General features: G+C 62.2%; 17 protein-coding genes, 1 tRNA gene and 2 rRNA genes. 14 read left to right on the top strand and 6 right to left on the bottom strand.

The annotated features are described in order from the left end of the window. Positions 1 to 4: 4 nt before the first annotated feature. The 7 genes from rrf (WA302_RS15710) (at position 5) to aceK (ending at position 6,830) form a co-directional block, all read left to right on the top strand. A 5S ribosomal RNA gene (gene rrf / locus WA302_RS15710) occupies positions 5 to 120 on the top strand. Between the two features lie 14 nt (positions 121 to 134). After that, positions 135 to 210: transfer RNA gene (locus WA302_RS15715), tRNA-Thr, on the top strand. Between the two features lie 46 nt (positions 211 to 256). Beyond that, positions 257 to 372, top strand: a 5S ribosomal RNA gene (gene rrf, locus WA302_RS15720). Between the two features lie 382 nt (positions 373 to 754). Next, positions 755 to 1,684, top strand: a complete 930-nt coding sequence (gene metA, locus WA302_RS15725) for a homoserine O-acetyltransferase MetA (RefSeq protein ID WP_142591249.1) — start codon at positions 755 to 757, stop codon at positions 1,682 to 1,684. 374 nt (positions 1,685 to 2,058) lie between these two features. Continuing rightward, on the top strand, positions 2,059 to 3,657 hold the full coding sequence (aceB, locus tag WA302_RS15730) for a malate synthase A (RefSeq protein WP_049296303.1): 1,599 nt from the start codon (positions 2,059 to 2,061) through the stop codon (positions 3,655 to 3,657). A gap of 41 nt (positions 3,658 to 3,698) precedes the next feature. Next, positions 3,699 to 5,006 carry an isocitrate lyase gene (aceA, locus tag WA302_RS15735; RefSeq protein WP_261456593.1) on the top strand — a complete coding sequence of 436 codons (1,308 nt, stop codon included), beginning with the start codon at positions 3,699 to 3,701 and terminating at the stop codon, positions 5,004 to 5,006. Positions 5,007 to 5,075: 69 nt separating this feature from the next. Then, positions 5,076 to 6,830, top strand: coding sequence for a bifunctional isocitrate dehydrogenase kinase/phosphatase (aceK, locus tag WA302_RS15740; RefSeq protein WP_049296302.1), 1,755 nt, complete (start codon positions 5,076 to 5,078; stop codon positions 6,828 to 6,830). Between the two features lies 1 nt (position 6,831). Here the strand turns inward: aceK and WA302_RS15745 are convergent, their stop codons facing one another. From WA302_RS15745 to iclR, 5 genes are all read right to left on the bottom strand, one after another. Then, entirely contained in the window at positions 6,832 to 7,473 is a 642-nt protein-coding gene (locus tag WA302_RS15745; protein WP_049296301.1) for a bifunctional 4-hydroxy-2-oxoglutarate aldolase/2-dehydro-3-deoxy-phosphogluconate aldolase, read from the bottom strand. 54 nt (positions 7,474 to 7,527) lie between these two features. Then, the gene (edd, locus tag WA302_RS15750) at positions 7,528 to 9,342 is read right to left on the bottom strand and encodes a phosphogluconate dehydratase (RefSeq protein WP_049204304.1); all 1,815 of its coding nucleotides are present in this window, start codon (positions 9,340 to 9,342) and stop codon (positions 7,528 to 7,530) included. 98 nt (positions 9,343 to 9,440) lie between these two features. Continuing rightward, on the bottom strand, positions 9,441 to 10,778 hold the full coding sequence (gene gntU / locus WA302_RS15755; RefSeq protein ID WP_089196559.1) for a gluconate transporter: 1,338 nt from the start codon (positions 10,776 to 10,778) through the stop codon (positions 9,441 to 9,443). Further along, entirely contained in the window at positions 10,775 to 11,314 is a 540-nt protein-coding gene (gntK, locus tag WA302_RS15760) for a gluconokinase (protein WP_004936645.1), read from the bottom strand. Before gntK ends, gntU begins: the two co-directional genes overlap by 4 nt. Before the next feature lie 252 nt (positions 11,315 to 11,566). After that, positions 11,567 to 12,397, bottom strand: coding sequence for a glyoxylate bypass operon transcriptional repressor IclR (iclR, locus tag WA302_RS15765; protein ID WP_004936648.1), 831 nt, complete (start codon positions 12,395 to 12,397; stop codon positions 11,567 to 11,569). A gap of 196 nt (positions 12,398 to 12,593) precedes the next feature. On the opposite strand from iclR, the gene metH reads away from it, so the two are divergent. Continuing rightward, positions 12,594 to 16,289, top strand: coding sequence for a methionine synthase (gene metH / locus WA302_RS15770; protein WP_336064495.1), 3,696 nt, complete (start codon positions 12,594 to 12,596; stop codon positions 16,287 to 16,289). Positions 16,290 to 16,327: 38 nt separating this feature from the next. Here the strand turns inward: metH and WA302_RS15775 are convergent, their stop codons facing one another. Further along, entirely contained in the window at positions 16,328 to 17,038 is a 711-nt protein-coding gene (locus WA302_RS15775) for a UTRA domain-containing protein (RefSeq protein WP_089196315.1), read from the bottom strand. Between the two features lie 193 nt (positions 17,039 to 17,231). Between WA302_RS15775 and WA302_RS15780 the strand changes: the two genes are divergently transcribed. The 6 genes from WA302_RS15780 to WA302_RS15805 all read left to right on the top strand — a co-directional run bounded on the left by WA302_RS15780 (position 17,232) and on the right by WA302_RS15805 (position 23,613). After that, a complete protein-coding gene (locus tag WA302_RS15780; RefSeq protein ID WP_004936660.1) occupies positions 17,232 to 18,293 on the top strand; it encodes an ABC transporter substrate-binding protein in 1,062 nt (353 codons plus the stop codon). Between the two features lie 11 nt (positions 18,294 to 18,304). Further along, positions 18,305 to 19,114, top strand: a complete 810-nt coding sequence (locus tag WA302_RS15785) for an alkaline phosphatase family protein (RefSeq protein WP_043139627.1) — start codon at positions 18,305 to 18,307, stop codon at positions 19,112 to 19,114. After that, a complete protein-coding gene (locus WA302_RS15790) occupies positions 19,111 to 19,956 on the top strand; it encodes an ABC transporter permease (protein ID WP_016930298.1) in 846 nt (281 codons plus the stop codon). Before WA302_RS15785 ends, WA302_RS15790 begins: the two co-directional genes overlap by 4 nt. Positions 19,957 to 19,973: 17 nt before the next feature. Beyond that, the gene (locus WA302_RS15795) at positions 19,974 to 20,759 is read left to right on the top strand and encodes an ABC transporter permease (protein ID WP_025304475.1); all 786 of its coding nucleotides are present in this window, start codon (positions 19,974 to 19,976) and stop codon (positions 20,757 to 20,759) included. A 4-nt stretch (positions 20,760 to 20,763) separates the two neighbouring features. Continuing rightward, positions 20,764 to 21,756, top strand: a complete 993-nt coding sequence (locus WA302_RS15800) for an ABC transporter ATP-binding protein (protein WP_025304474.1) — start codon at positions 20,764 to 20,766, stop codon at positions 21,754 to 21,756. Positions 21,757 to 21,963: 207 nt separating this feature from the next. After that, positions 21,964 to 23,613: a Na/Pi cotransporter family protein gene (locus WA302_RS15805; RefSeq protein ID WP_016930295.1), complete on the top strand. Its 1,650-nt coding sequence runs from the start codon at positions 21,964 to 21,966 to the stop codon at positions 23,611 to 23,613. The last annotated feature ends 21 nt before the right edge of the window (positions 23,614 to 23,634 follow it).

A 23,634-nucleotide genomic window follows, 5' to 3' on the forward strand; every position in this document is an offset into this window, starting at 1 on the left:
TTTGCCTGGCGGCAATAGCGCGGTGGTCCCACCTGACCCCATGCCGAACTCAGAAGTGAAACGCCGTAGCGCCGATGGTAGTGTGGGGTCTCCCCATGCGAGAGTAGGACACTGCCAGGCATCAAATTAAGCGTGCTGATATGGCTCAGTTGGTAGAGCGCACCCTTGGTAAGGGTGAGGTCCCCAGTTCGACTCTGGGTATCAGCACCACTTTATTTAAAGTGGGTTTAGAAGTTCGGCAGAAAAAAAGAATTTGCTTGGCGGCAATAGCGCGGTGGTCCCACCTGACCCCATGCCGAACTCAGAAGTGAAACGCCGTAGCGCCGATGGTAGTGTGGGGTCTCCCCATGCGAGAGTAGGACACTGCCAAGCATCAAATAAAACAACAAGCCTCATGCAAAAGCATGGGGCTTTTTGTTTTGTCTGTTATTTGGTGTTCTGCTCGAGCATGGGCATGCGAAAGGCCCGTCGGGAACGGGCCTTAACGCCGCTTGCGGCGGCCCCGCAGGGGAGAGTCTCAGGATGAGACGAATACTGTAGGACACTGCCAAGCACCAAATAAGCCAAGAGGCCATCCGAAAGGATGGCCTTTTTGCTTTCAGTACCTCTCATCCTCCCTGCCAAAGATCCTGACGCAGTTCGCGCAATGAAACATTTTCACCTTTCCGCTGAATGCTCGACAGCGACGGAAAAAAACGCTATCTTCGGGCATCTAGAAGTCTAAACGTATAAATGGATGTGTGAGGGTTAAGCAATGCCGATTCGTGTTCCTGATGAGTTACCTGCGGTCAATTTCTTGCGTGGTGAGAATGTCTTCGTGATGACATCCTCGCGGGCAAAAACACAGGAAATCAGGCCGCTGAAAGTGCTGATCCTTAACCTGATGCCAAAGAAGATCGAAACGGAAAACCAGTTTCTGCGCCTGCTTTCCAACTCGCCGCTGCAGATTGATATCCAGCTGCTGCGCATCGACAGCCGCGAATCGAAGAATACGCCGGCCGAGCATCTGAATAACTTCTACTGCGACTTCGAGGATATCCAGAATGAGAACTTCGATGGCCTGATTGTCACCGGCGCGCCGCTGGGGCTGGTCGATTTCTGCGATGTTGCCTACTGGCCGCAGATCGAACGGGTGATCGACTGGGCTAAGAACCACGTTACCTCCACGCTGTTCGTGTGCTGGGCGGTACAGGCGGCGTTGAATATTCTGTACGGCATTCCCAAGATAACGCGCGAGGTGAAGCTCTCCGGGGTTTATCCGCACCAAACGCTACAGCAGCATGCGTTGCTGACGCGCGGCTTCGACGAAAGCTTCCTGGCGCCGCATTCACGCTATGCCGATTTCCCGACCGAGGTGATTCGCCAATATACCGACCTGGACATCCTGGCCGAATCCGAGCAGGCCGGCGCCTACCTGTTCGCCAGCAGGGATAAGCGCCTGGCGTTCGTCACCGGCCATCCGGAATACGATACAATGACGCTGGCGGGAGAGTATTGTCGCGACAACGAAGCTGGCCTCGATCCTGCCGTACCGCTCAACTACTTCCCCGATGACAACCCCGCACTGACACCGAAAGCCACCTGGCGCAGCCATGGCCACCTGCTGTTTTCCAATTGGCTCAACTATTACGTCTACCAGATCACGCCTTACGATCTGCGCCATATGAATCCGACGCTCGACTGATCTTTTCTGCCTGCCGGCGGCTGAATCGAGGCCGCCGCATTGCTCATCCTCTGCCCGATCCTCTTTTTACCCGTCAATTTTCCCAAAAAACCATTGCCTAACAACACGTTATCCCGTCTTTGCAATTCTATTGGAACCGATTTCCTTACCTGTTGACCGTGTTATTTACCCTAACCAATTGATAATAAAGTGTTAATAAAATATTTAATAATAAAATGGAAATGGTTTTTGATTTTTATTTTTTGTTGAGTATTCTTAGAGCTATCGGGATGAGATCTGACCAGTTGAGGATCGTTTCATCCGCCCTGATCCACAGTGATTTCTGATGAAAATGCGCCGGTCGCTCGGGTGCAACGATGGGAAGGAGCAAGGTCATGACGCAACAGATAGCAGGCACGGAGTTAAGGTTTACGCAGGGTTTCGCCGCTGCGGAGCGCCAGGTGTTAACGGACGAAGCGGTTGAATTCCTGGCGGACCTGGTGGGGAAATTCACGCCGCGGCGCAACGAGCTGCTGGCGGCGCGTGTCCGCTGGCAACAAAATATCGATCGCGGTGAACTGCCGGGATTTATTTCGGAAACCGCTTCCATTCGTGAAGGTGACTGGCAAATCCGCGGCATTCCGCAAGACCTGCGTGACCGCAGGGTCGAGATCACCGGGCCGGTCGAGCGCAAGATGGTGATCAATGCGCTGAACGCCAACGTAAAAGTGTTTATGGCGGACTTCGAAGACTCGCTGGCGCCAAGCTGGGACAAAGTCATCGACGGTCAAATCAACCTGCACGATGCGGTTAACGGCACCATCTCCTACACCAATGAAGCCGGCAAGATCTACCAGCTGAAACCGAATCCGGCGGTGTTGATCGCTCGCGTGCGCGGCTTGCACCTGCCGGAGAAACACGTCTTGTGGCGTGATGAAGCCATCCCCGGCGGCCTGTTCGATTTCGCGCTGTACTTCTACCACAACTATCGCCAGCTGTTGGCCAAGGGCAGCGGCCCGTATTTCTACCTGCCGAAAACCCAGTCCTGGGAGGAAGCGGCCTGGTGGAGCGATGTCTTCAGCTTTACCGAGGATCGTTTCGATCTGCCGCGCGGCACCATCAAGGCGACCGTGCTGATCGAAACCTTGCCGGCGGTGTTCCAGATGGACGAGATCCTGTATCACCTGCGCGATCACATCGTCGGTCTGAACTGCGGCCGTTGGGATTACATCTTCAGCTACATCAAAACGCTGAAGAACCACGGCGATCGCGTGCTGCCGGATCGTCAGTCGGTGACCATGGAAAAACCTTTCCTCAGCGCCTATTCGCGCCTGTTGATCAAAACCTGTCATAAGCGCGGCGCGTTCGCCATGGGCGGCATGGCGGCGTTTATCCCGAGCAAAGACGCCGAAAAAAACGCCTGGGTGCTGAACAAGGTACGGGCGGACAAAGAGCTGGAGGCCAACAATGGCCACGACGGCACCTGGGTGGCGCACCCGGGCTTGGCGGACACGGTGATGGAGGTGTTCGGCAACGCATTGGGCGATCGTCAAAACCAGCTGGACGTGCTGCGTGAGCAGGATGCGCCGATCAGCGCCGCACAGCTGCTGGAACCGTGCGACGGCGAACGCACCGAAGCAGGGATGCGCGCCAATATCCGCGTGGCGGTGCAGTACATTGAAGCCTGGATCTCCGGCAACGGCTGCGTGCCGATTTACGGTTTGATGGAGGATGCGGCGACGGCGGAGATCTCCCGCACGTCTATCTGGCAGTGGATCCACCACGAGAAGAGCCTGAACGACGGGCGCCCGGTCACCAAGGCGCTGTTCCGCCAGATGCTGCAAGAAGAGATGTTGGTGGTGCGTGAAGAAGTAGGGGAAGCGCGCTTTAACGCCGGCCGGTTCGAAGAGGCGGCGAGCCTGATGGAGCGCATCACCACGCAAGATGAATTAATCGATTTCCTGACGCTGCCCGGCTATGAGCTGCTGGCCTGAATTTTCCCAATCAACCCTACATGACTGAAAGGATAAAAATTATGTCTACCTCTCGCTCTCAACAGATCCAGCAGCTGGAACAGGAATGGAAATCGGCCCGTTGGGAAGGCATTACCCGCCCCTATAGCGCCGAAGACGTGATCAACCTGCGCGGTTCGGTCAACCCGGAATGCACCCTGGCGCAAAACGGCGCCGCCAAACTGTGGGCATTGTTGAACGGCAAGGCGCGCAAAGGCTACGTGAACTGCCTGGGCGCGCTGACCGGCGGCCAGGCGCTGCAGCAGGCCAAAGCCGGCGTCGAGGCCATCTACTTGTCCGGTTGGCAGGTGGCGGCCGACGCCAACAGCGCGGCGGCCATGTACCCTGACCAATCGCTGTATCCGGTGGACTCGGTGCCGAAGGTGGTCGAGCGCATCAACAACACCTTCCGCCGTGCCGATCAGATCCAATGGGCGAACCAGATTGAGCCGGGCAGCAAAGGGTACACCGATTATTTCCTGCCGATCGTCGCCGATGCGGAAGCCGGCTTCGGCGGCGTGTTGAACGCCTTTGAGCTGATGAAAGCGATGATTACCGCCGGCGCCGCCGGGGTGCACTTCGAAGATCAGCTGGCGGCGGTGAAGAAATGCGGCCATATGGGCGGCAAAGTGCTGGTGCCGACGCAAGAAGCGATCCAGAAACTGGTCGCCGCGCGCCTGGCGGCCGACGTGCTCGGCGTGCCGACGCTGGTGATCGCCCGTACCGACGCCGATGCGGCCGACCTGCTGACCTCTGACTGCGATCCGTATGACAGCGCCTTCGTCACTGGCGAGCGTACGGCGGAAGGCTTCTTCCGCACCCATGCCGGCGTCGAACAGGCGATCAGCCGCGGCCTGGCCTATGCCCCTTACGCCGATATGGTGTGGTGCGAAACCTCAACGCCGGATCTGGATGCCGCCCAGCGCTTCGCCGACGCCATCCACGCCAAATATCCAGGCAAGCTGTTGGCCTACAACTGCTCGCCATCGTTCAACTGGAAGAAGAACCTCGACGACCAGACCATCGGCCGCTTCCAGCAGGCGCTGTCGGACATGGGCTACAAGTATCAGTTCATCACGCTGGCGGGCATCCACAGCATGTGGTTCAACATGTTCGACCTGGCGCACGCCTATGCGCAGGGCGAGGGGATGAAACACTACGTCGAGAAGGTGCAGCAGGCGGAGTTCGCCGCGGTGGATCGCGGTTACACCTTCGCGTCGCACCAGCAGGAGGTGGGTACCGGCTACTTCGACAAGGTCACCACCGTCATTCAGGGCGGCGCCTCTTCGGTCACCGCGCTGACCGGTTCGACGGAAGAACAGCAGTTCTGATGCGGCAAGCTTGAAGACGTTTCACCCGGAGCCTGCATGCGCAGGCTTCTTTTTCTGGCGGGGGTAAGGATGGCGGCAAAACTGGAGTTGTTGATCGCTCAGACGATCCTGCAGGGCTTCGATGCGCAGTACGGCCGCTTTCTGGAAGTGACCGCTGGCGCGCAGCAGCGCTTCGAGCAGGCGGACTGGCCGGCGGTACAGCAGGCGATGAAAAAGCGCATCCATCTGTATGACCATCACGTTGGCCTGGTGGTGGAGCAGCTTAAATGCATCACCGGGCAGAAATATTTCGACGCCGACTTCCCCAGCCGGGTTAAAGCGGTTTATATCGACCTGCTGCCGGACTATCCGCGTTTCGAGATCGCCGAAAGCTTCTTTAACTCGGTCTATTGCCGGCTGTTCAAGCACCGCGATCTGACGCCGGACAAGCTGTTCGTCTTCAGTTCGCAGCCGGAACGGCGCTTTCGCGACATACCGCGTCCGCTGGCGCGCGATTTTACCCCCAATGGCGATCTGCCGGCGATGCTGCGCAGCGTGCTGAGCGATCTGCCGCTGCGGCTGCCGTGGGAGGACTTGGCGCGCGATATTCGCGACATCACTCAGGCGCTGCAACGCGCCTTCAGCGCACCGCAGCTGGCGGGCGCAACCTTCCAGATAGCCAACGAACTGTTCTATCGCAACAAGGCCGCCTGGCTGGTCGGCAAGCTGCGCCTGGCCGACGGTGTTTATCCGTTCTTGCTCCCGATCCACCACAGCGAGTCGGGCGCGCTGTTTATCGATGCCTGCCTGACCGGAAAGGCCGAGGCCAGCATTGTCTTCGGCTTCGCCCGCTCTTATTTCATGGTCTACGCGCCGCTGCCGGCGGCGATGGTGGAGTGGCTGCGCGAGATCCTGCCGGGCAAAACCACCGCCGAGCTGTACATGGCGATCGGCTGCCAGAAGCACGGTAAAACCGAATGCTATCGCGAATACCTGACCTTTATGGCGCACTCACAGGAACAGTTCATCATCGCGCCGGGCGTGAAAGGCATGGTGATGCTGGTGTTCACCCTGCCGTCCTTCGATCGGGTGTTTAAAGTGATCAAGGATGAGTTCGCCCCGCAAAAAGAGGTGACGCAGGCGCAGGTGATGGCTTGCTATCAGCTGGTGAAAGAGCACGATCGCGTCGGGCGCATGGCGGATACCCAGGAGTACGAAAATTTCGTCGTCGACAAGGCGCGTCTCAGCCCTGAGCTGTTGGCGGAGCTGCGGCGTGAAGTGCCGGGCAAGCTGGAAGATCTCGGCGATCGCATCGTGATCAAACATTTGTATATGGAACGGCGCATGACGCCGCTGAACCTGTATCTGGAGCAGGCCAACGACCAGCAGATGCGCGATGCGATTGAAGAGTACGGCAATGCGATCAAGCAGTTGGCCGCCGCCAATATCTTCCCCGGCGATATGCTGTTCAAGAACTTCGGCGTGACGCGCCACGGGCGGGTGGTGTTCTACGACTACGACGAGATTTGCTACATGACCGAGGTCAACTTCCGCGACATTCCGCCGCCGCGTTATCCGGAGGACGAGCTGGCCAGCGAGCCGTGGTACAGCATCGCGCCCAACGACGTGTTCCCGGAAGAGTTCCGCCACTTCCTGTGCGGCGATCGGCGCATTCGGCAGGTGTTTGAGGAGCTGCACAGCGATCTGTTTACCGCGGAGTATTGGCGCGGGTTGCAGCAGCGCATCCGCGAGGGGCATGTGGAAGACGTGTTCGCTTATCGCAAGAAGCAGCGGTTCAGCCAGCGCAGCGGGGCGGCGCTGCCGGCCGCCACCGCTGCGATGTAACTCAGGCCTGGGCGCCCGCGACGGCGGTGCGCGCCAGTTCGGTAATGCGCGCGTAGTCGCCGCTTTCGAGCGCATCCGCCGGCACCAGCCAGGAGCCGCCGATGCACAGCACGCTTTTCAGCGCCAGATAGCTGCGGTAATTGTCCGGCGAGATGCCGCCGGTCGGGCAGAAACGCACCTGCGGGAACGGGCCGCCGATCGCCTGCAGCGCTTTTACGCCGCCGTTGGCTTCCGCCGGGAAGAATTTAAATTCGCGCAGGCCGTAATCCATGCCCTGCATCAGTTCGGAAACGGTGCTGATGCCCGGAATCAGCGGAATGGACCCGGCGGTGGCCGCCTTGAGCAGCTCGTCGGTCAATCCTGGGCTGATGGCGAACTGCGCGCCGGCCTCGGTCACTTCCCGCAGCTGCTGCGGATTGATCACCGTACCGGCGCCGATGATCGCTTCCGGCACCTCTTGGGCGATGGCGCGAATGGCGTCCATGGCGCAGGCGGTGCGCAGCGTCACCTCCAGCACCCGCACGCCGCCGGCGACCAGCGCTTTCGCCAACGGCACCGCATGTTCCAGCTTGTTGATCACGATGACCGGCACCACCGGCCCCGCCGTCAGGATCTGCTCGGCGCTTGTTGTCCACTTGTTCATGCTGACGTTCTCCTCTGTGGCCGCCGCCAGGCGGCGATGCGGCCAGGCTATCGATTAAAATTTGATGCAGCAGGCGCCCTGCTCGGCGCCTGACAGCTGGCTGCGCAGCGCGCCGAACAGCTCGCGGCCGCAGCCGATGTGTTCCGCGCTCAGATCGGGTTGGCATGGCGTGCGCCGCGCCAGCTCGTCGGCGTCGACCAGCACCTGCAGCTCGCCGCTGCGGCCGTTGACGCGGATCGGATCGCCGTCGCGCACTTTCGCCAGCAGGCCGCCGCTATAGGCTTCCGGGGTGACGTGGATGGCGGAAGGCACCTTGCCGGAGGCGCCGGACAGGCGGCCGTCGGTCACCAGCGCCACTTTGAAACCGCGATCCATCAGCACACCCAGCGGCGGCATCAGCTTGTGCAGCTCCGGCATGCCATTGGCCTGCGGCCCCTGGAAGCGCACCACCACCACGCAATCGCGATCCAGCTTGCCGGCTTCGAACGCTGGCACGATATCGTGCTGGCTGTCGAACACCACCGCCGGCGCTTCGATGATCTGGTTATCGGCGGGCACCGCCGAGGTTTTCATCACCGCGCGGCCCAGATTGCCGGCCATCACTTTGGTGCCGCCATGATGTTCGAACGGCTGGGCGACGCTGGCGATCACGCTGGCGTCGAGCGAGCCGGCCACGCCTTCGCGCCATACCAATTGGCCGTTGTCCAGCCACGGTTCCTGGGTGTAGCGGCGCAGGCCGAAACCGGCCACGGTGTGCACGTCTTCGTGCAGCAGGCCATGTTGCAGCAGCTCGCGCACCACCAGCGGCACGCCGCCGGCGGCCTGGAATTGGTTGATATCGGCCGGGCCGTTCGGGTAGATGCGGCACAGCAGCGGCACCGCCTCCGACAGCTCCGAGAAATCGTCCCAGGTGATGATGATGCCCGCCGCCCGCGCCATCGCCACCAGATGCATGGTCAGGTTGGTGGAGCCGCCGGTGGCCAGCAGCGAGACGATGCCGTTCACCACCACTTTCTCGTCCACCAGGCGGCCGATCGGCAGGTAGTTGCCGGCGGTATCGGTCAGTCGGGTCACCTGGCGCGCGGCGGCGTCGTTCAGCGCGTCGCGCAGCGGCGTGTCCGGATGGACGAAGGAGGCGCCCGGCAGATGCAGACCCATCACTTCCATCACCATCTGGTTGGTGTTGGCGGTGCCGTAGAAGGTGCAGGTGCCGATGCCGTGATAAGAGGCCGCCTCGGCCTCCAACAGCGCCAAACGGTCGGCCTTGCCCTCGGCGTACAGCTGGCGCACGCGCACTTTTTCCTTGTTCGGCAGGCCGCTGCTCATCGGGCCGGCCGGCACGAACAGCGCGGGCAGGTGGCCGAAGGAGAGGGCGGCCATCACCAGCCCCGGCACGATCTTGTCGCAGATGCCGAGGAACAGCGCGCCGTCGAACATATTGTGCGACAGGCCGACGGCGGCCGACATGGCGATCACGTCGCGGCTCATCAGCGACAGCTCCATGCCGTCCTGCCCCTGCGTCACGCCGTCGCACATCGCCGGCACGCCGCCGGCCACCTGGCCCACGGCGCCGACCGCTTTCAGCGCCTGCTTCAGCCGCTGCGGGTAGTGTTCGTACGGCTGGTGGGCCGACAGCATGTCGTTATAGGCGGTGATGATGGCGATATCGCTGCGCACCATGTTTTTCAGCGACGCCTTGTCATCAGGCTGACAGGCGGCGAAGCCGTGGGCCAGGTTGCCGCAGGCGAGCTGCGCGCGGTGGACGGTTTGGGCGCGGGCCGCCTCGATACGCGCCAGATAGGCGGCGCGGCTGGCCTGGGAACGGTCGATGATGCGCTGTGTGACACGGGACAAGGTTGGATTAATCATGCCTTCCTCACATTGCTGTTGTTATAGTCGCCGCCTGTGGCGGTGCCCCCGGGGGTGATTTGCAGCCCTGGTGTGCAAGGCCGGGGGCGATTTAGGATTTAAAACATCGTGAATGCAATCATGCCGATGGCGCCGCCGACGCTGCCCAGAAGGGTTTCCATCACCGTCCAGGTTTTCAGCGTTTGCAGCTCGTTGGCACCGGTGAATTTGCCGAACAGCCAGAAGCCGGCGTCGTTGACGTGGCTCAGCACGATGGAGCCGCCGGCGATGCAGATGGCCAGCGCGGCCAACTGCCCGCCGTTCAGCCCGAGCTGGCTGGTCACCGGCAGCACCAGGCCGACGGTGGTCAGGCAGGCGACGGTGGCCGAGCCCTGGATCACCCGCACCATGGCGGACAGCGCGAAGGCGGCCACGGCGATCGGCAGGCCGGCGCCGATCATGGCGTCACCCAGCGCCGGCCCTACACCGGAATCCACCAGGATCTGCTTGAACACCCCGCCGGCGCCGGTCATCAGCAGGATGATTCCGGCCGGCTGCACGGCGGCGGAGCAGATGGCCAGGGTCTGTTCGTTGCTCATGCCGCGCGGTTTCGCCAGACCGTAAATCACGATCAGGCAGGCCAGCAGAATGGCGGTGAACGGGTGGCCGATAAACTCCAGCCACTGCTGCAGCTGCGAACCCGGGGTGACCAGCCGCGCGCCGATAGTCTTCATGCCGACCAGTACCAGCGGGCACAGCACCAGCGCCAGGCTGAAGCCGAACGACGGCAGATTGCCCTTGGTCAGCGTCGGCTCGTTCTCTTCCGGCGGCATTGGCCAGTTGACGAAGCGGCTGATAAAGCTGCCGTACAGCGGGCCGGCGATCAGCATGCCGATCACTGCCGCCACCAGGCCGATGGCGATCATCCAGCCGAAATCGGCCTTCATCTGCGATGCCAGCAGCATCGGCACCGGCCCCGGCAGCAGGAAGGAGGCGGCAGCGGCCACACCGGCGAACAGCGGGATGGCCAGCTTGACGATATTGCCGTCGGTGCGGCGCGCCACGGCGAACACGATGCCGATCAGCAGCACCACCGCCACGTCGAAGAACAGCGGCAGCGCGCAGATCAGGCCGGCGATGCCGAGCGCGTAGTGCGCCTTGCTTTGTCCGAATCGTTTCAGCAATTGCGCCGCAATTTGATCGAGCGCGCCGACCTCATGCAGGATCTTGCCGAACATCGCCCCGAGCGCCACCACGATCGCCAGGAAGCCCAGCGTGTCGCCCATGCCTTTTTGCATGGTGTCGGCGATGTGTTCCAGCGGCATGCCGGAGAAGATGCCGGCGGCGATGGACACCAGCATCAGCGCGACGAAGGCGTGCATGCGTGCCTTCATCACCAGGAATAACAGCAGTAAAACCGAGCCGACTGCGGTACCGACCAGCGTTACGGTACTCACGCGCACACGTCCTGCGGCAGGAAGCTCTGGATATGGCGCACGGTATCGGCGATCACCGCGTCCAGCGGCTGATTGATGTCGATCGCCATCACGTCGTTCTCGTCGGCGCCCGGTTGCTCCAGCGCGGCGAACTGGGTGACCAGCATCTGCGGCTTGAAGAAGTGGCCGTTGCGCGCCGCCAGGCGGGATTCGATCACCGGGAACTCGCCGTGCAGATAGATGAATGACAGGTTGCCGTTGCCGGCGCGCAGGCGGTCGCGATACTGCTTTTTCAACGCCGAACAGACGATGATCGACACGTTGTTGGTGCGCTGCATGGCGAAGGCGGCGTCGTTGAGCGCGGCCAGCCACGGCGCGCGATCGTCGTCGTTCAACGCTTCGCCGGCGGCCATCTTCAGGATATTGCTGCGCGGGTGCAGGAAGTCGCCGTCGAGGAAGCCGGCGGAGAGTTGGCGGGCCGCGGCGGCGGCGACGGCGGACTTGCCGCTGCCGGAAACGCCCATAACGACATAAATGCGATTTTGATTGTTGGTCATGGTTTGGCTCCAAAACACCGGGTGACGTTACCTTCGTTCAGTCTGATTGTTACCGGTAACATGTTATCGGTAACATTGTCGAAGGAAGTGTGAGCGGTTGCAATGGGCTTTCGCCGTGAGGATCGTTAACTGTGATCGGCTTCAAGCTTTTTGCCTGTGCGCTAAACAGGATGCCGACAGCCTGTTACATGCTGACAACAGAGCATGGCAGGGGAGCAGGGGCGCGCTGGGGCGCCCCTCGGATGAGCGGGATTAGCGCACGCCGCCGTAGGCCAGGCTGATCTCTTTCGCCGCGTGGATCACCAGCGCGCCCAGCTCGATCACGCGATCGTCGGTGATGCGCGACACCGGGCCGGAGATGGAAATGGCGGCGAAGGCTTCGCGGTGCTCGTCGAAGATGCAGGCCGCCACGCAGCGCAGGCCGAGCGCGTGCTCTTCGTCGTCAAAGGAGAAGCCCTGTTTGCGGATCTGCGCCAGCCCCTCTTTCAGGTTGTGCGGCGTCAGGGTATGCGGCGTGTAGGTGTGCATGCCTTTCTTGTGCAGCAGTTTGGTCACCTGATCGTCCGGCAGGGTGGCGAGGAACGCTTTGCCGGCACCGGAGGCGTGCATCGGCAGTTTGCCGCCGATCGGCGCCGACATGCGCATCAGCGCCGTGCACTGCACCTGATCGATGATGATCGCCTGGTACTCGCTGGTATCCAGCACCGCCAGGTTGACGGTTTCGCCGGACTCCTCCATCAGGCGGCGCAGCGTCGGATGCACCATCGCCAGCAGGTTGCGGCTTTGCAGGAAGCTGCTGCCGACCACAAAGGCGTGCGAGCCGATGGTCCACAGGCCGAGATCGCCGACCTGGCGCACGAATCCCTGCTGCTGCATGGTGGTGAGCAGGCGGTGAGTGGTGGAGTTCGGCAGGCCGGCCTGCTGGGCCAGATCGGTCAGCGCCACGTTGCCCTGGGCTTCCGAAATGTATTCCAACAGTTTCAGGCCACGGGTCAACGATTGTACCTGACCGGTCGCCGCACTGGCGGCGGGGGCTGCTGCGCGGGGCTTCTTGCCGCGCTTGGCGGGAGCAGGGGTGGCCATGGGTGAGATTCCTTTTTCCGTATGATGGAATTCATTTTCGTTTTTTGTCGATGAATTGCAAGCCGCCGTCAGCTCATCGGAGGTGTTGACGCACAACCTGAAAAACTCTCAATTGTCGCCTGGCCCTTTGTCCTTACAAGCTGTGCTAGGATGACTCGTTGGTTTTTGCGGCAGTTGAGCAATGGGCTGGATGGCAATGGAAGGGGTTACAGTGACGAATCGAGTAGAACAACTGCGCCGCCAGTTAGCGCAGCGCATTTTAGTGTTGGACGGCGGCATGGGCACCATGATCCAGAGCTATCGCCTGGACGAGCGCGATTTTCGCGGTGAGCGTTTCGCCGACTGGCGCAGCGATCTGAAAGGCAATAACGATCTGCTGGTGCTGACCAAGCCGGAAGTGATCACCGCCATTCATTACGCCTATCTTGAGGCGGGCGCCGATATCCTTGAGACCAATACCTTCAACTCCACCTCCATCGCCATGGCCGACTACCACATGGAGTCGCTGTCCGCCGAGATTAACTATCAGGCCGCCTGTCTGGCGCGCGCCTGCGCCGACGAATGGACGGCGCGCACGCCGGAAAAACCGCGCTACGTCGCCGGGGTGTTGGGGCCGACCAACCGCACTGCGTCCATCTCGCCGAACGTCAACGATCCGGCGTTCCGCAACATCTCGTTCGATGAACTGGTGGCGGCTTACCGCGAATCGACCCGCGCGCTGGTGGAAGGCGGCGTCGATCTGATCATGATCGAAACCATCTTCGACACCCTGAACGCCAAGGCCGCCGCTTTTGCGGTGGAAACCGAATTCGAAGCGCTGGGGGTGGAACTGCCGATCATGATTTCCGGCACCATCACCGACGCCTCCGGCCGCACCTTATCCGGCCAGACCACCGAAGCGTTTTACAATTCGCTGCGCCACGTCAAGCCGCTGACCTTCGGCCTGAACTGCGCCCTGGGGCCGGATGAGCTGCGTCAGTACGTCGCCGAGCTGGCGCGCATCTCGGAGACCTACGTCACCGCACACCCGAACGCCGGTTTGCCGAACGCCTTCGGCGAGTACGATCTGGATGCGGCCGAGATGGCGCGCCAGGTCGGGGAGTGGGCGCAGGCCGGCTTCCTCAATATTATCGGCGGCTGCTGCGGCACCACGCCGGAACATATCGCCGCGATGGTCAAGGCGGTCGAGGGCGTGCCGCCGCGCCGGCTGCCGGAGCTCCCGGTCGCCTGCCGCCTGGCCGGTCTGGAACCGCTGACCATCGACGCCAACACCCTGTTCGTCAACGTCGGCGAGCGCACCAACGTCACCGGCTCGGCGCGTTTCAAACGCTTGATCAAAGAAGAGAAATACAACGAGGCGCTCGACGTGGCGCGCCAGCAGGTCGAGAGCGGCGCGCAGATCATCGACATCAACATGGATGAGGGGATGCTCGACGCCGAAGCGGCGATGGTGCGCTTCCTCAACCTGATCGCCGGCGAGCCGGATATCGCCCGGGTGCCGATCATGATCGACTCCTCCAAGTGGTCCGTTATCGAGAAAGGCCTGAAGTGCATTCAGGGCAAGGGTATCGTCAACTCGATCTCGATGAAGGAGGGCGAAGAGGCCTTTATCCACCACGCCAGGCTGGTGCGCCGCTATGGCGCTGCGGTGGTGGTGATGGCGTTCGACGAAGTGGGCCAGGCGGACACCCGCGAGCGCAAGTTCGAGATCTGTCGCCGCGCCTATAAAATTTTGACCGAACGCGTCGGTTTCCCGCCGGAAGACATCATTTTCGACCCGAACATCTTCGCCGTCGCCACCGGCATCGAAGAGCACAACAACTACGCCGTCGACTTTATCGAAGCCTGCGCCGACATCAAAACCCACCTGCTGCACGCGATGATCTCCGGCGGGGTGTCCAACGTGTCGTTCTCGTTCCGCGGCAACGATCCGGTGCGTGAAGCAATCCACGCGGTATTCCTGTATCACGCCATTCGCAACGGCATGGACATGGGCATCGTCAACGCCGGGCAGCTGGCGATTTACGACGATCTGCCTACTGAGCTGCGCGAGGCGGTAGAAGACGTGATCCTCAACCGTCGCGAGGACGGCACCGAACGCCTGCTGGAACTGGCGGAAAAGTACCGCGGCAGCAAAGACGGCGAAGCGGCGGTGCAGCAGGCGGAATGGCGCGGCTGGCCGGTGGAGAAGCGGCTGGAATACTCGCTGGTGAAGGGCATCACCGAGTTTATCGAACTGGACACCGAAGAAGCGCGGCAACAGGCCGAACGCCCGATCGAAGTGATCGAAGGGCCGCTGATGGCCGGGATGAACGTGGTCGGCGATCTGTTCGGCGAGGGCAAGATGTTCCTGCCGCAGGTGGTGAAATCCGCCCGCGTGATGAAGCAGGCGGTGGCCTACCTGGAACCGTACATCGAGGCCAGCAAGCAGCAAGGCACCTCCGCGGGCAAAATCCTGTTGGCGACGGTGAAAGGCGACGTGCACGACATCGGCAAGAATATCGTCGGCGTGGTGCTGCAGTGCAACAATTATGAAATCGTCGATCTTGGCGTGATGGTACCGACGGAGAAAATCCTGCGCACCGCGCGCGAGGAGAACGTCGACATCATCGGCCTGTCGGGGCTGATCACGCCGTCGCTCGACGAGATGGTCAACGTGGCCAAAGAGATGGAGCGCCAGGGCTTTACGCTGCCGCTGCTGATCGGCGGCGCCACCACCTCCAAGGCGCACACCGCGGTGAAAATCGAGCAGAACTACAGCGGCCCAACCACCTACGTGCAGAACGCCTCGCGCACCGTGGGCGTGGTGTCGGCACTGCTGTCCGCCACCCAGCGCGACGAGTTTGTGGCGCGCACCCGCAAAGAATATGAAACGGTGCGCATTCAGCACGCGCGCAAAAAACCGCGCACGCCGCCGGTCGATTTGCAGAAGGCGCGCGCCAACGCCATGGCGCTGGACTGGGCCGATTATCAGCCGCCGGCGCCGCGGCAGCTCGGCGTGTTTCCGGTGGCGGCCGGCATCGAGACGCTGCGCCACTACATCGACTGGACGCCGTTCTTCATGACCTGGTCGCTGGCGGGCAAATACCCGCGCATCCTGGAGGATGAGGTGGTGGGGGAAGAGGCCAAGCGCCTGTTCCACGACGCCAATCAGATGCTGGATCGGCTGGCCGCCGAGCGCAGCCTCAACCCGCGTGGCGTTTACGGCCTGTTCCCGGCCAACCGCGTCGGCGACGACGTGGAAGTGTACCGCGACGAACGGCGCGGCGAGGTGCTGGCGGTGAGCCGCCATCTGCGTCAGCAGACGGAAAAAACCGACTTCCCGAACTACTGCCTGGCGGACTTCGTGGCGCCGAAAAGCAGCGGCAAGGCCGACTACTTCGGCGCCTTCGCGGTGACCGGCGGGCTGGAGGAAGACGCGCTGGCGGCGGCGTACGACGCGCAGCACGACGATTATAACAAAATCATGGTCAAGGCGTTGGCGGATCGTTTGGCGGAGGCCTTCGCCGAATACCTGCATGAGCAGGTGCGCAAGTTGCACTGGGGCTATGCCGCCGACGAGAGCCTGAGCAACGAGGAACTGATCCGCGAGAACTATCAGGGCATCCGGCCGGCGCCGGGCTACCCGGCCTGCCCGGAGCACACCGAAAAAGCGACCATCTGGCAGCTGCTGGACGTCAACCGCCACACCGGCATGGAACTGACGGAGTCCTTCGCTATGTGGCCGGGAGCGGCGGTATCCGGCTGGTACTTCAGCCATCCTGAGAGCAAGTACTTCGCGGTGGCGCAGATCCAGCGCGATCAGGTGGAAGACTACGCGGCGCGTAAAGGGATGAGCGTGAGCGAGGTCGAGCGCTGGCTGGCGCCAAACCTCGGCTACGACGCCGACTGACTTTCCTCTTCAAGGGCGCAGCGATGCGCCCTTGTCATTTACAGCGCTTCCACATCGATATGCAGCGCGTCGTAACGCCAATACTCCAGGTCGCAATCGATCACTCTGTCGTGCTGATCGCGATTCACCCGCGTAATGAACAGCGCCGGGCTGCCGTAGGTCACCTTCAGCATGGCGGCGGCCTGCTGCGGCAGCAGGGTGGGCAGCATGTCGAAACGCACCCGCCCGTAGTGAATGCCGTAGCGCGCGGCGTACAGCGCGGTCAGCGACTGGGTCAGATCTTCGTCCAGAATGCCGGGGAAATAGGCCGGATTGAGGTAGTGCTCGCAGTACAGCACCGCACGTCCGTCGATGTAGCGCAGCCGGCGAATGCGATAGGCCTCGGCGCCGGGGGGCAGCGCCAGGCGGCCGGCCAGCGGCGCGTCGAGCGTGACGACCGCGCTGTCGATCGCTTCGGTATGGGCGGCGCGCCCCTGCTGCTGCGCCATGGCGTGAAAATGGCTGCGCTGCAGCGGGTTGTAGATAAGACGTGGAGGCGAGATGAACCAGCCGCGCCGCACTTGGCGGTAGATGACGCCCTGCGCCTCCAACTGGCCGAGCGCCTCCTGCAAGGTAATGCGGGTGGTGGCGAACTGTTCGCTCAGGGCGCGTTCGGAGGGCAGCTTGCCGCCCGCGGCGAACTCGCCGGCGGTGATGCGGGCGCTCAGCGTTTGGCAGATGGTGGCGACGGTCGTCGGTGCTTCACTCATACAGCGGGTGTCCCGTTTCAGTGCGTTTGGCCTTCCTTAAGGTAGACCAGCGTCGCGTTTTCGCCGTTGCAACGGGTGATAAAACTGTCGCTTTTTTAAGCTGACATATAATTATCACATTCGTCCGTTAGATTGGTTTGGTCCTTGCTGGACTAGTCCAGCCATCCCCACACTACCACCTGGAGCATCAGTTATGAAACGTTTGTGCGCTTCTGTGTTAACCAGTGCCATCGTGTTATCCAGCCAGATGAGCTGGGCCGCGGATACCGATCTGGCGGCGCTGGAGCAGGCCGCGAAGAAAGAAGGCGAAGTCAACAGCGTCGGCATGCCGGACAGCTGGGCCAACTGGAAAGGCACCTGGCAAGATCTGTTGAGCAAGTACGGCCTGAAGCATGTCGATACCGACATGAGCTCCGCGCAGGAGATCGCCAAATTCGATGCGGAAAAGAACAACGCTACGGCGGACATCGGTGACGTCGGCGCGGCCTTTGGCCCGGTGGCGGTGCAGAAGGGCGTAACGCAGCCGTACAAACCCTCTACCTGGGATCAGGTGCCGGACTGGGCGAAAGACAAAGACGGGCACTGGGCGCTGGCTTACACCGGCACCATCGCCTTTATCATCAATAAACAGCAGGTGAAAGACATCCCGCACAGCTGGGCCGATCTGCTCAAGGGCAGCTATCAGGTCACCATCGGCGACGTCGGCACCGCGTCGCAGGCGGCCAGCGGCGTGCTGGCCGCCACCTACGCCATGGGCGGCAACGAGAAAAACCTCAAGCCGGGCCTGGAATTCTTCGGCAAGCTGGCCAAGGCCGGCCGCCTGAGCCTGAGTAACCCGGTGATCGCATCGCTGGAGAAAGGGGAAGTGCAGGTTGGCGTGGTGTGGGACTTCAACGGCCTGAACTACCGCGATCAGATCGACAAAACCCGTTTTGAAGTGCTGATCCCGTCGGACGGCTCGATCACCTCCGGCTACACCACCATCATCAATAAATACGCCAAGCACCCGAACGCCGCCAAGCTGGCGCGCGAATACATCTTCTCCGACGCCGGCCAGATCAACCTGGCGCGCGGCTATGCCCGCCCGATCCGCGCCGAACATCTGACGCTGCCGGACGACGTCAAGGCCAAGCTGCTGCCGGCCGAGCAGTACAAGAATGCGCACCCGATCGCCGATCCGGCGGCCTGGGAACAGAGCGCCAAAGCGCTGCCGCGCCTGTGGCAGGAAAACGTCATTATGTTTATGCAGCAGTGAGTTAACGCACCATGAAAACGATCCTCGTGCTGCTGGACGGCCTCAACTACCGGGTGGCGCATGACGCCATGGGGTATCTGCAGGCCGAATGTGCGGCGGGACGCGGGCGGTTGTACCTGCTGGAGAGCGAGTTGCCCTCGCTCTCCCGGCCGCTGTATGAATGCATCCTCACCGGCGTCACGCCGGTGGAGAGCGGCGTGGTGCACAACCACGTCTCGCGCCTTTCTCATCAACAAAGCGTGTTTCATTACGCGCGCGCCGCCGGGCTGACCACCGCCGCTGCCGCGTATCATTGGTTCAGCGAGTTGTATAACCGCACGCCGTTCGACGCCGCGCGCGACCGCCACACCGACGCTCCCGAGCTGCCGATTCAGCACGGCCATTTCTATTACGACGACGGCTATCCCGACAGCCATCTGTTCGACGACGCCGAAAGCCTGCGCCAGCGTCATCAGCCGGATTTCCTGCTGATCCACCCGATGAACATCGACGACGCCGGGCACCGCTTCGGCCTCTCTTCGCCGCAGTATCGCAACGCGGCGCGGCGCGCCGACGGCTCGCTGTCGCGCTACCTGCCCGAGTGGCTGGCGGCCGGTTATCAGGTGCTGGTCACCGCCGACCACGGCATGAACGACGATCGCAGCCACGGCGGGGTGTTGCCGGAAGAGCGCCAGGTGCCGCTGTTCGTGTTCGGCGCGGGCTTCAGCCTGGACGACGCCGATCCGCAGCAAACCGAGCTGTGCGGCACGATCTGCGATCTGCTGCAGGCGGCGCATGACAAGCCGCGCTGCCGGGCGCTGCTGGCGCAGGATGCGCGATGAACAGCAAAACCAAATGGATCGCCGCACTGTGCCTGCTGCCGTTTATCGTGCTGTTCGGCGCGTTTCAGATCGCCCCGCTGGTGTGGATCGCGGTTCACAGCTTTTTCAGCGAGAGCAGCGGCTGGGGATGGGGCAACTATGTCGATATCCTCACGTCGCCGTTCTACCTGCAGGCCTTTCAGTTCTCGCTGGAGATCTCGCTGTGGTCGAGCGTCTACGGCTTGCTGATTGCATTAGTGGGCAGTTACTCACTTCGCCAGCTCGGCCAGACCCGCTTTCATGACTTCGTGATGTCGTTCACCAACATGACCAGCAACTTCGCCGGGGTGCCGCTGGCGTTCGCCTTCGTCATTCTGTTGGGGTTGAACGGCTGCCTGACGCTGCTGCTGCGCAAATACGGTTTGATGGAGAGCTTCAACCTCTATTCGAAGAGCGGCCTGATCGTGCTGTATACCTACTTCCAGATCCCGTTGGGCGTGCTGTTGCTGTATCCGGCGTTCGATGCGCTGCGCGCCGATTGGCGTGAGTCGGCGGCGCTGCTCGGCGCCGGCCCCTGGCGCTACTGGCGGCATATCGGCCTGCCGGTGCTGGCGCCGGCGCTGATGGGCACCTTCGTCATCCTGCTGGCCAACGCGCTGGGCGCCTACGCCACGGTGTACGCGCTGACCACCGGCAACTTCAACGTGATCCCGATCCGCATCTCGGCGTTGGTGGCGGGGGACATCTCCCTCGATCCGAACCTGGCCAGCGCGCTGGCGATGCTGCTGGTGGTGATGATGGCGTTTATCACGGTAATCCACCAATGGATGCTGCGCAGGAGCTACCTCAATGCGCGCTCATAATCGGATGGAGAATGCTCATGTCGCGTGCTGAACGCCTCTATCACCGCACGGTGACCGGCCTGCTGCTGCTGATCCTGCTGCTGCCGCTGGCGGCGACGCTGATTTATGCGCTGGCCACCCAGTGGGGCGCCACCATTTTACCGGACGGTTTTACCCTGAAGTGGCTGACGGCGCTGTGGAGCGACCCGCGCTTTTTGCAGGCGCTGTGGCACTCGCTGCTGATCTGCTTCGGCACGCTGCTGCTGTCGGTGGTGGTGATCCTGCCGGCGATGTTTGTGATCGCTTACTACTTTCCCAAACTGGACGCGGTGATGAACGTGCTGATCCTGCTGCCGTTCGCCGTGCCGCCGGTGGTGTCGGCGGTGGGGCTGATGCAGCTGTTCGCCGCCGATCCGCTGCCGCTGCTCGGCACCCCCTGGATTTTGGTGGGCTGCTATTTCACCATCGCGCTGCCGTTTATCTACCGCGCCATCAGCAACAACATGCAGGCGATCAACCTGCGCGATCTGATGGACGCCGCGCACCTGCTCGGCGCCAGCACCTGGCAGGCGGCGCTGTGGGTGGTGCTGCCGAACCTGCGCAAGGGCGGAACAATTGCCGTGCTGCTGTCGTTCTCGTTCCTGATCGGCGAGTTCGTGTTCGCCAACCTGCTGGTAGGCAGCCAGTATGAAACGCTGCAGGTCTACCTGTTTAATATGCGCAACGGCAGCGGGCATTTCACCAGCGCGCTGGTCATCTCCTATTTCGCCGTGGTGCTGCTCGTCACCTGGCTGGCGAACCTGCTGAATAAAAACAAGGGCTAACCCGATGGCTTATCTCAACGTCACCCGCCTGAACAAACACTATGGCCAGACCCAGGTGTTTCAGGATATCGATTTCACCGCCGAAGAGGGGGAGTTCGTCACCCTGCTGGGGCCGAGCGGCTGCGGCAAATCGACGCTGCTGCGCTGCCTGGCCGGCCTGACACCGGTCGACAGCGGGCAAATTTTATTGCAGGGCCAGGATCTGGTACCGCTGGCGCCGCAAAAGCGCGGCATCGGCATGGTGTTCCAAAGTTATGCGCTGTTCCCCAATATGACGGTGGAAGGCAACGTGGCATTCGGCCTGAAAATGCAGAAGCTGGCGGCCGGGCAGATCGGCCAGCGGGTGCAGGAGGTACTGGCGCTGGTGGAGCTGAGCGATCTGGCAAAGCGCTATCCGCATCAGCTGTCGGGCGGCCAGTGTCAGCGCGTGGCGCTGGCGCGATCGCTGGTCACTCGCCCGCGTCTGCTGCTGCTCGACGAACCGCTGTCGGCGCTGGATGCGCGTATTCGCAAACACCTGCGCGAGCAGATCCGGCGCATTCAGCGCGAGCTGAACCTGACGGCGATCTTCGTCACCCACGATCAGGAAGAGGCGCTGACCCTGTCGGATCGCATCGTGCTGATGAACAAGGGGCAGATCGTGCAGAGCGGCGACGCGGAAACCCTGTATACCCAGCCGGCGGACGCCTTCGCCGCCGGATTTATCGGCAACTATAACCTGTTGACCGCCGAACAGGCCGCCCAACTGACCGGGCGCAGCTATGTCGGCAAGGTGGCGATCCGCCCCGAGTCTATCGGCCTGTTACCGGCCGGGCAGGGGATCGGTGGGGTGATCCTGGGTCACAGTTTGCTCGGGAATGTGGTACGGTATCGGATTCAGGTTTGCGAGATAGAATTGCTGGTTGACGTGCTCAACCGTTCGGTGGCCGACCTGCGGCCCGACGGCGCGGAAATTGGGCTACACTTGGAACCTGTTGTATTGCGGGAAGTTGCATGACTTCGCAGCGCGGCGCCGGGGCCTTCCCGCCGCCGCATTAACCCTTCTCTTCTGCGGTCTGCCGCCCGCCCGCTGTCCTGCCAGACCCACGCCCGGCAGGCGGGACCGCGCGCTGTACCCGTCATCCTTTGGCTCGCCTCTCTGCGTCGCGTGACAAGCATCGGGTATCAGCCTCCTTTGGCCGGGCGTTAATGGAGCGTATCTTCCGTGCTGACCCTTCTTCACCTGCTTTCGTCCGTGGCGCTGTTGGTGTGGGGTACCCACATCGTGCGCACCGGGATCATGCGGGTTTACGGCGCCAATCTGCGGCGCGTGTTGAGCGACAGCGTTGAGAAAAAGCCGCTGGCGTTCGTTTCCGGCATCGGCGTGACCGCGCTGGTGCAAAGCAGCAACGCCACCGCGCTGCTGGTGACCTCTTTCGTCGCGCAGGGGCTGGTGGGGCTGGCGCCTGCGCTGGTGATCATGCTGGGCGCCGACGTCGGCACCGCGCTGATGGCGCGCGTGCTGACCTTCGATCTTTCCTGGCTGTCGCCGCTGCTGATCCTGGTCGGCGTCTTCCTGTTCCTCAGCCGCAAGCAAATGCGGATCGGCCAGATCGGACGCGTCCTGATCGGCCTTGGGCTGATCGTGCTGGCGCTGGAGCTGATCGTCGCCGCCGCCACGCCGATCACCCAGGCGGCCGGGGTGAAAGTGCTGTTCTCGTCGCTGACCGGCGACGTGATGCTGGACGCCCTGACCGGCGCGCTGTTCGCCATCGTCAGCTATTCCAGCCTGGCGGCGGTGCTGCTGACCGCCACCCTGACCGCCACCGGCGTGATTTCTCTGAAGGTGGCGCTCTGTCTGGTGATCGGCGCCAACCTCGGCAGCGGCCTGCTGGCGATGATCAACGCCAGCGGGCAGAACGCCGCCGGGCGGCGCGTAGCGCTCGGCAGCCTGCTGTTCAAGCTGGTGGGCTGCATACTGGTGCTGCCGTTCGTCTCCTATCTGGCGGATTTGATGGCTCAGCTGCCGGGCGGCAGCGAAGAGCTGGTGATCTATTTCCACGTGTTCTACAACCTGATCCGCTGCCTGGTGATGATCCCACTGGCCGGGCCGATGGCGACGCTGTGCGAGCGGCTGATCGTCGACGAAGCGGCCGACGATCCGCGCATGCGGCCGCGCCATCTGGACGCCAGCGCGCTGGACACGCCGACGCTGGCGCTGGCCAATGCGGCGCGCGAAACGCTGCGCATGGGCGACGTGGTGGAACACATGATGATCCTGCAACGTGAAGTGCTGCACGGTAAGCAGGGGGTCGATAAAGAGGTGCGGCGCCTCGACGATGACGTCGACGTGCTGTACACCGCCATCAAGCTGTATCTGGCGCAGATCCAGAAGGAAGATCTGGGCGAGGAAGACTCGCGCCGCTGGGCGGAGATCATCGAAATGGCGCTCAACCTGGAACAGGCGGGCGACATCATCGAGCGCATGGCCGGCGACGTGGGCGCCAAGTCGCACGCCGCGCGCCGCGCCTTCTCGGCGGAAGGGTTGGCGGAGCTGGACGGGCTGCACGAACGGCTGATCGGCAACCTGCGCCTGGGGCTGTCGGTGTTCCTGTCCGGCGACGTCACCAGCGCCAAACGCCTGCGCCGTTCCAAGCACCGCTTCCGCATTCTGGATCGCCGCTACGCGCACGCGCACGTCGATCGTTTGCACCAGCAAAACGTGCAGAGCATCGAGACCAGTTCGTTGCATTTGGGATTGTTGGGGGACATGAAGCGCCTGAACTCGCTGTTCTGCGCGGTGGCTTACAACGTGTTGGATCAGGATGCCAAGGACGACGATCGCGACTGGGAAGACACCCCGAGCACGCTGTAAAAAAACGCCCCCGGTTTTAAC

Source organism: Serratia sp. 201 (assembly GCF_037027545.1).
GTDB classification, from domain to species: domain Bacteria; phylum Pseudomonadota; class Gammaproteobacteria; order Enterobacterales; family Enterobacteriaceae; genus Serratia; species Serratia bockelmannii.

Coding starts and splice junctions, on each gene's coding strand:
- WA302_RS15800 (WP_025304474.1), top strand. CDS start 20,764: ATGGCTTATCTCAACGTCACCCGCCTGAACAAACACTATGGCCAGACC.
- metH (WP_336064495.1), top strand. CDS start 12,594: ATGGAAGGGGTTACAGTGACGAATCGAGTAGAACAACTGCGCCGCCAG.
- metA (WP_142591249.1), top strand. CDS start 755: ATGCCGATTCGTGTTCCTGATGAGTTACCTGCGGTCAATTTCTTGCGT.
- WA302_RS15795 (WP_025304475.1), top strand. CDS start 19,974: ATGTCGCGTGCTGAACGCCTCTATCACCGCACGGTGACCGGCCTGCTG.
- WA302_RS15790 (WP_016930298.1), top strand. CDS start 19,111: ATGAACAGCAAAACCAAATGGATCGCCGCACTGTGCCTGCTGCCGTTT.
- aceK (WP_049296302.1), top strand. CDS start 5,076: ATGGCGGCAAAACTGGAGTTGTTGATCGCTCAGACGATCCTGCAGGGC.
- WA302_RS15785 (WP_043139627.1), top strand. CDS start 18,305: ATGAAAACGATCCTCGTGCTGCTGGACGGCCTCAACTACCGGGTGGCG.
- gntK (WP_004936645.1), bottom strand. CDS start 11,314: ATGACCAACAATCAAAATCGCATTTATGTCGTTATGGGCGTTTCCGGC.
- WA302_RS15775 (WP_089196315.1), bottom strand. CDS start 17,038: ATGAGTGAAGCACCGACGACCGTCGCCACCATCTGCCAAACGCTGAGC.
- aceA (WP_261456593.1), top strand. CDS start 3,699: ATGTCTACCTCTCGCTCTCAACAGATCCAGCAGCTGGAACAGGAATGG.
- WA302_RS15780 (WP_004936660.1), top strand. CDS start 17,232: ATGAAACGTTTGTGCGCTTCTGTGTTAACCAGTGCCATCGTGTTATCC.
- edd (WP_049204304.1), bottom strand. CDS start 9,342: ATGATTAATCCAACCTTGTCCCGTGTCACACAGCGCATCATCGACCGT.
- WA302_RS15745 (WP_049296301.1), bottom strand. CDS start 7,473: ATGAACAAGTGGACAACAAGCGCCGAGCAGATCCTGACGGCGGGGCCG.
- aceB (WP_049296303.1), top strand. CDS start 2,059: ATGACGCAACAGATAGCAGGCACGGAGTTAAGGTTTACGCAGGGTTTC.
- iclR (WP_004936648.1), bottom strand. CDS start 12,397: ATGGCCACCCCTGCTCCCGCCAAGCGCGGCAAGAAGCCCCGCGCAGCA.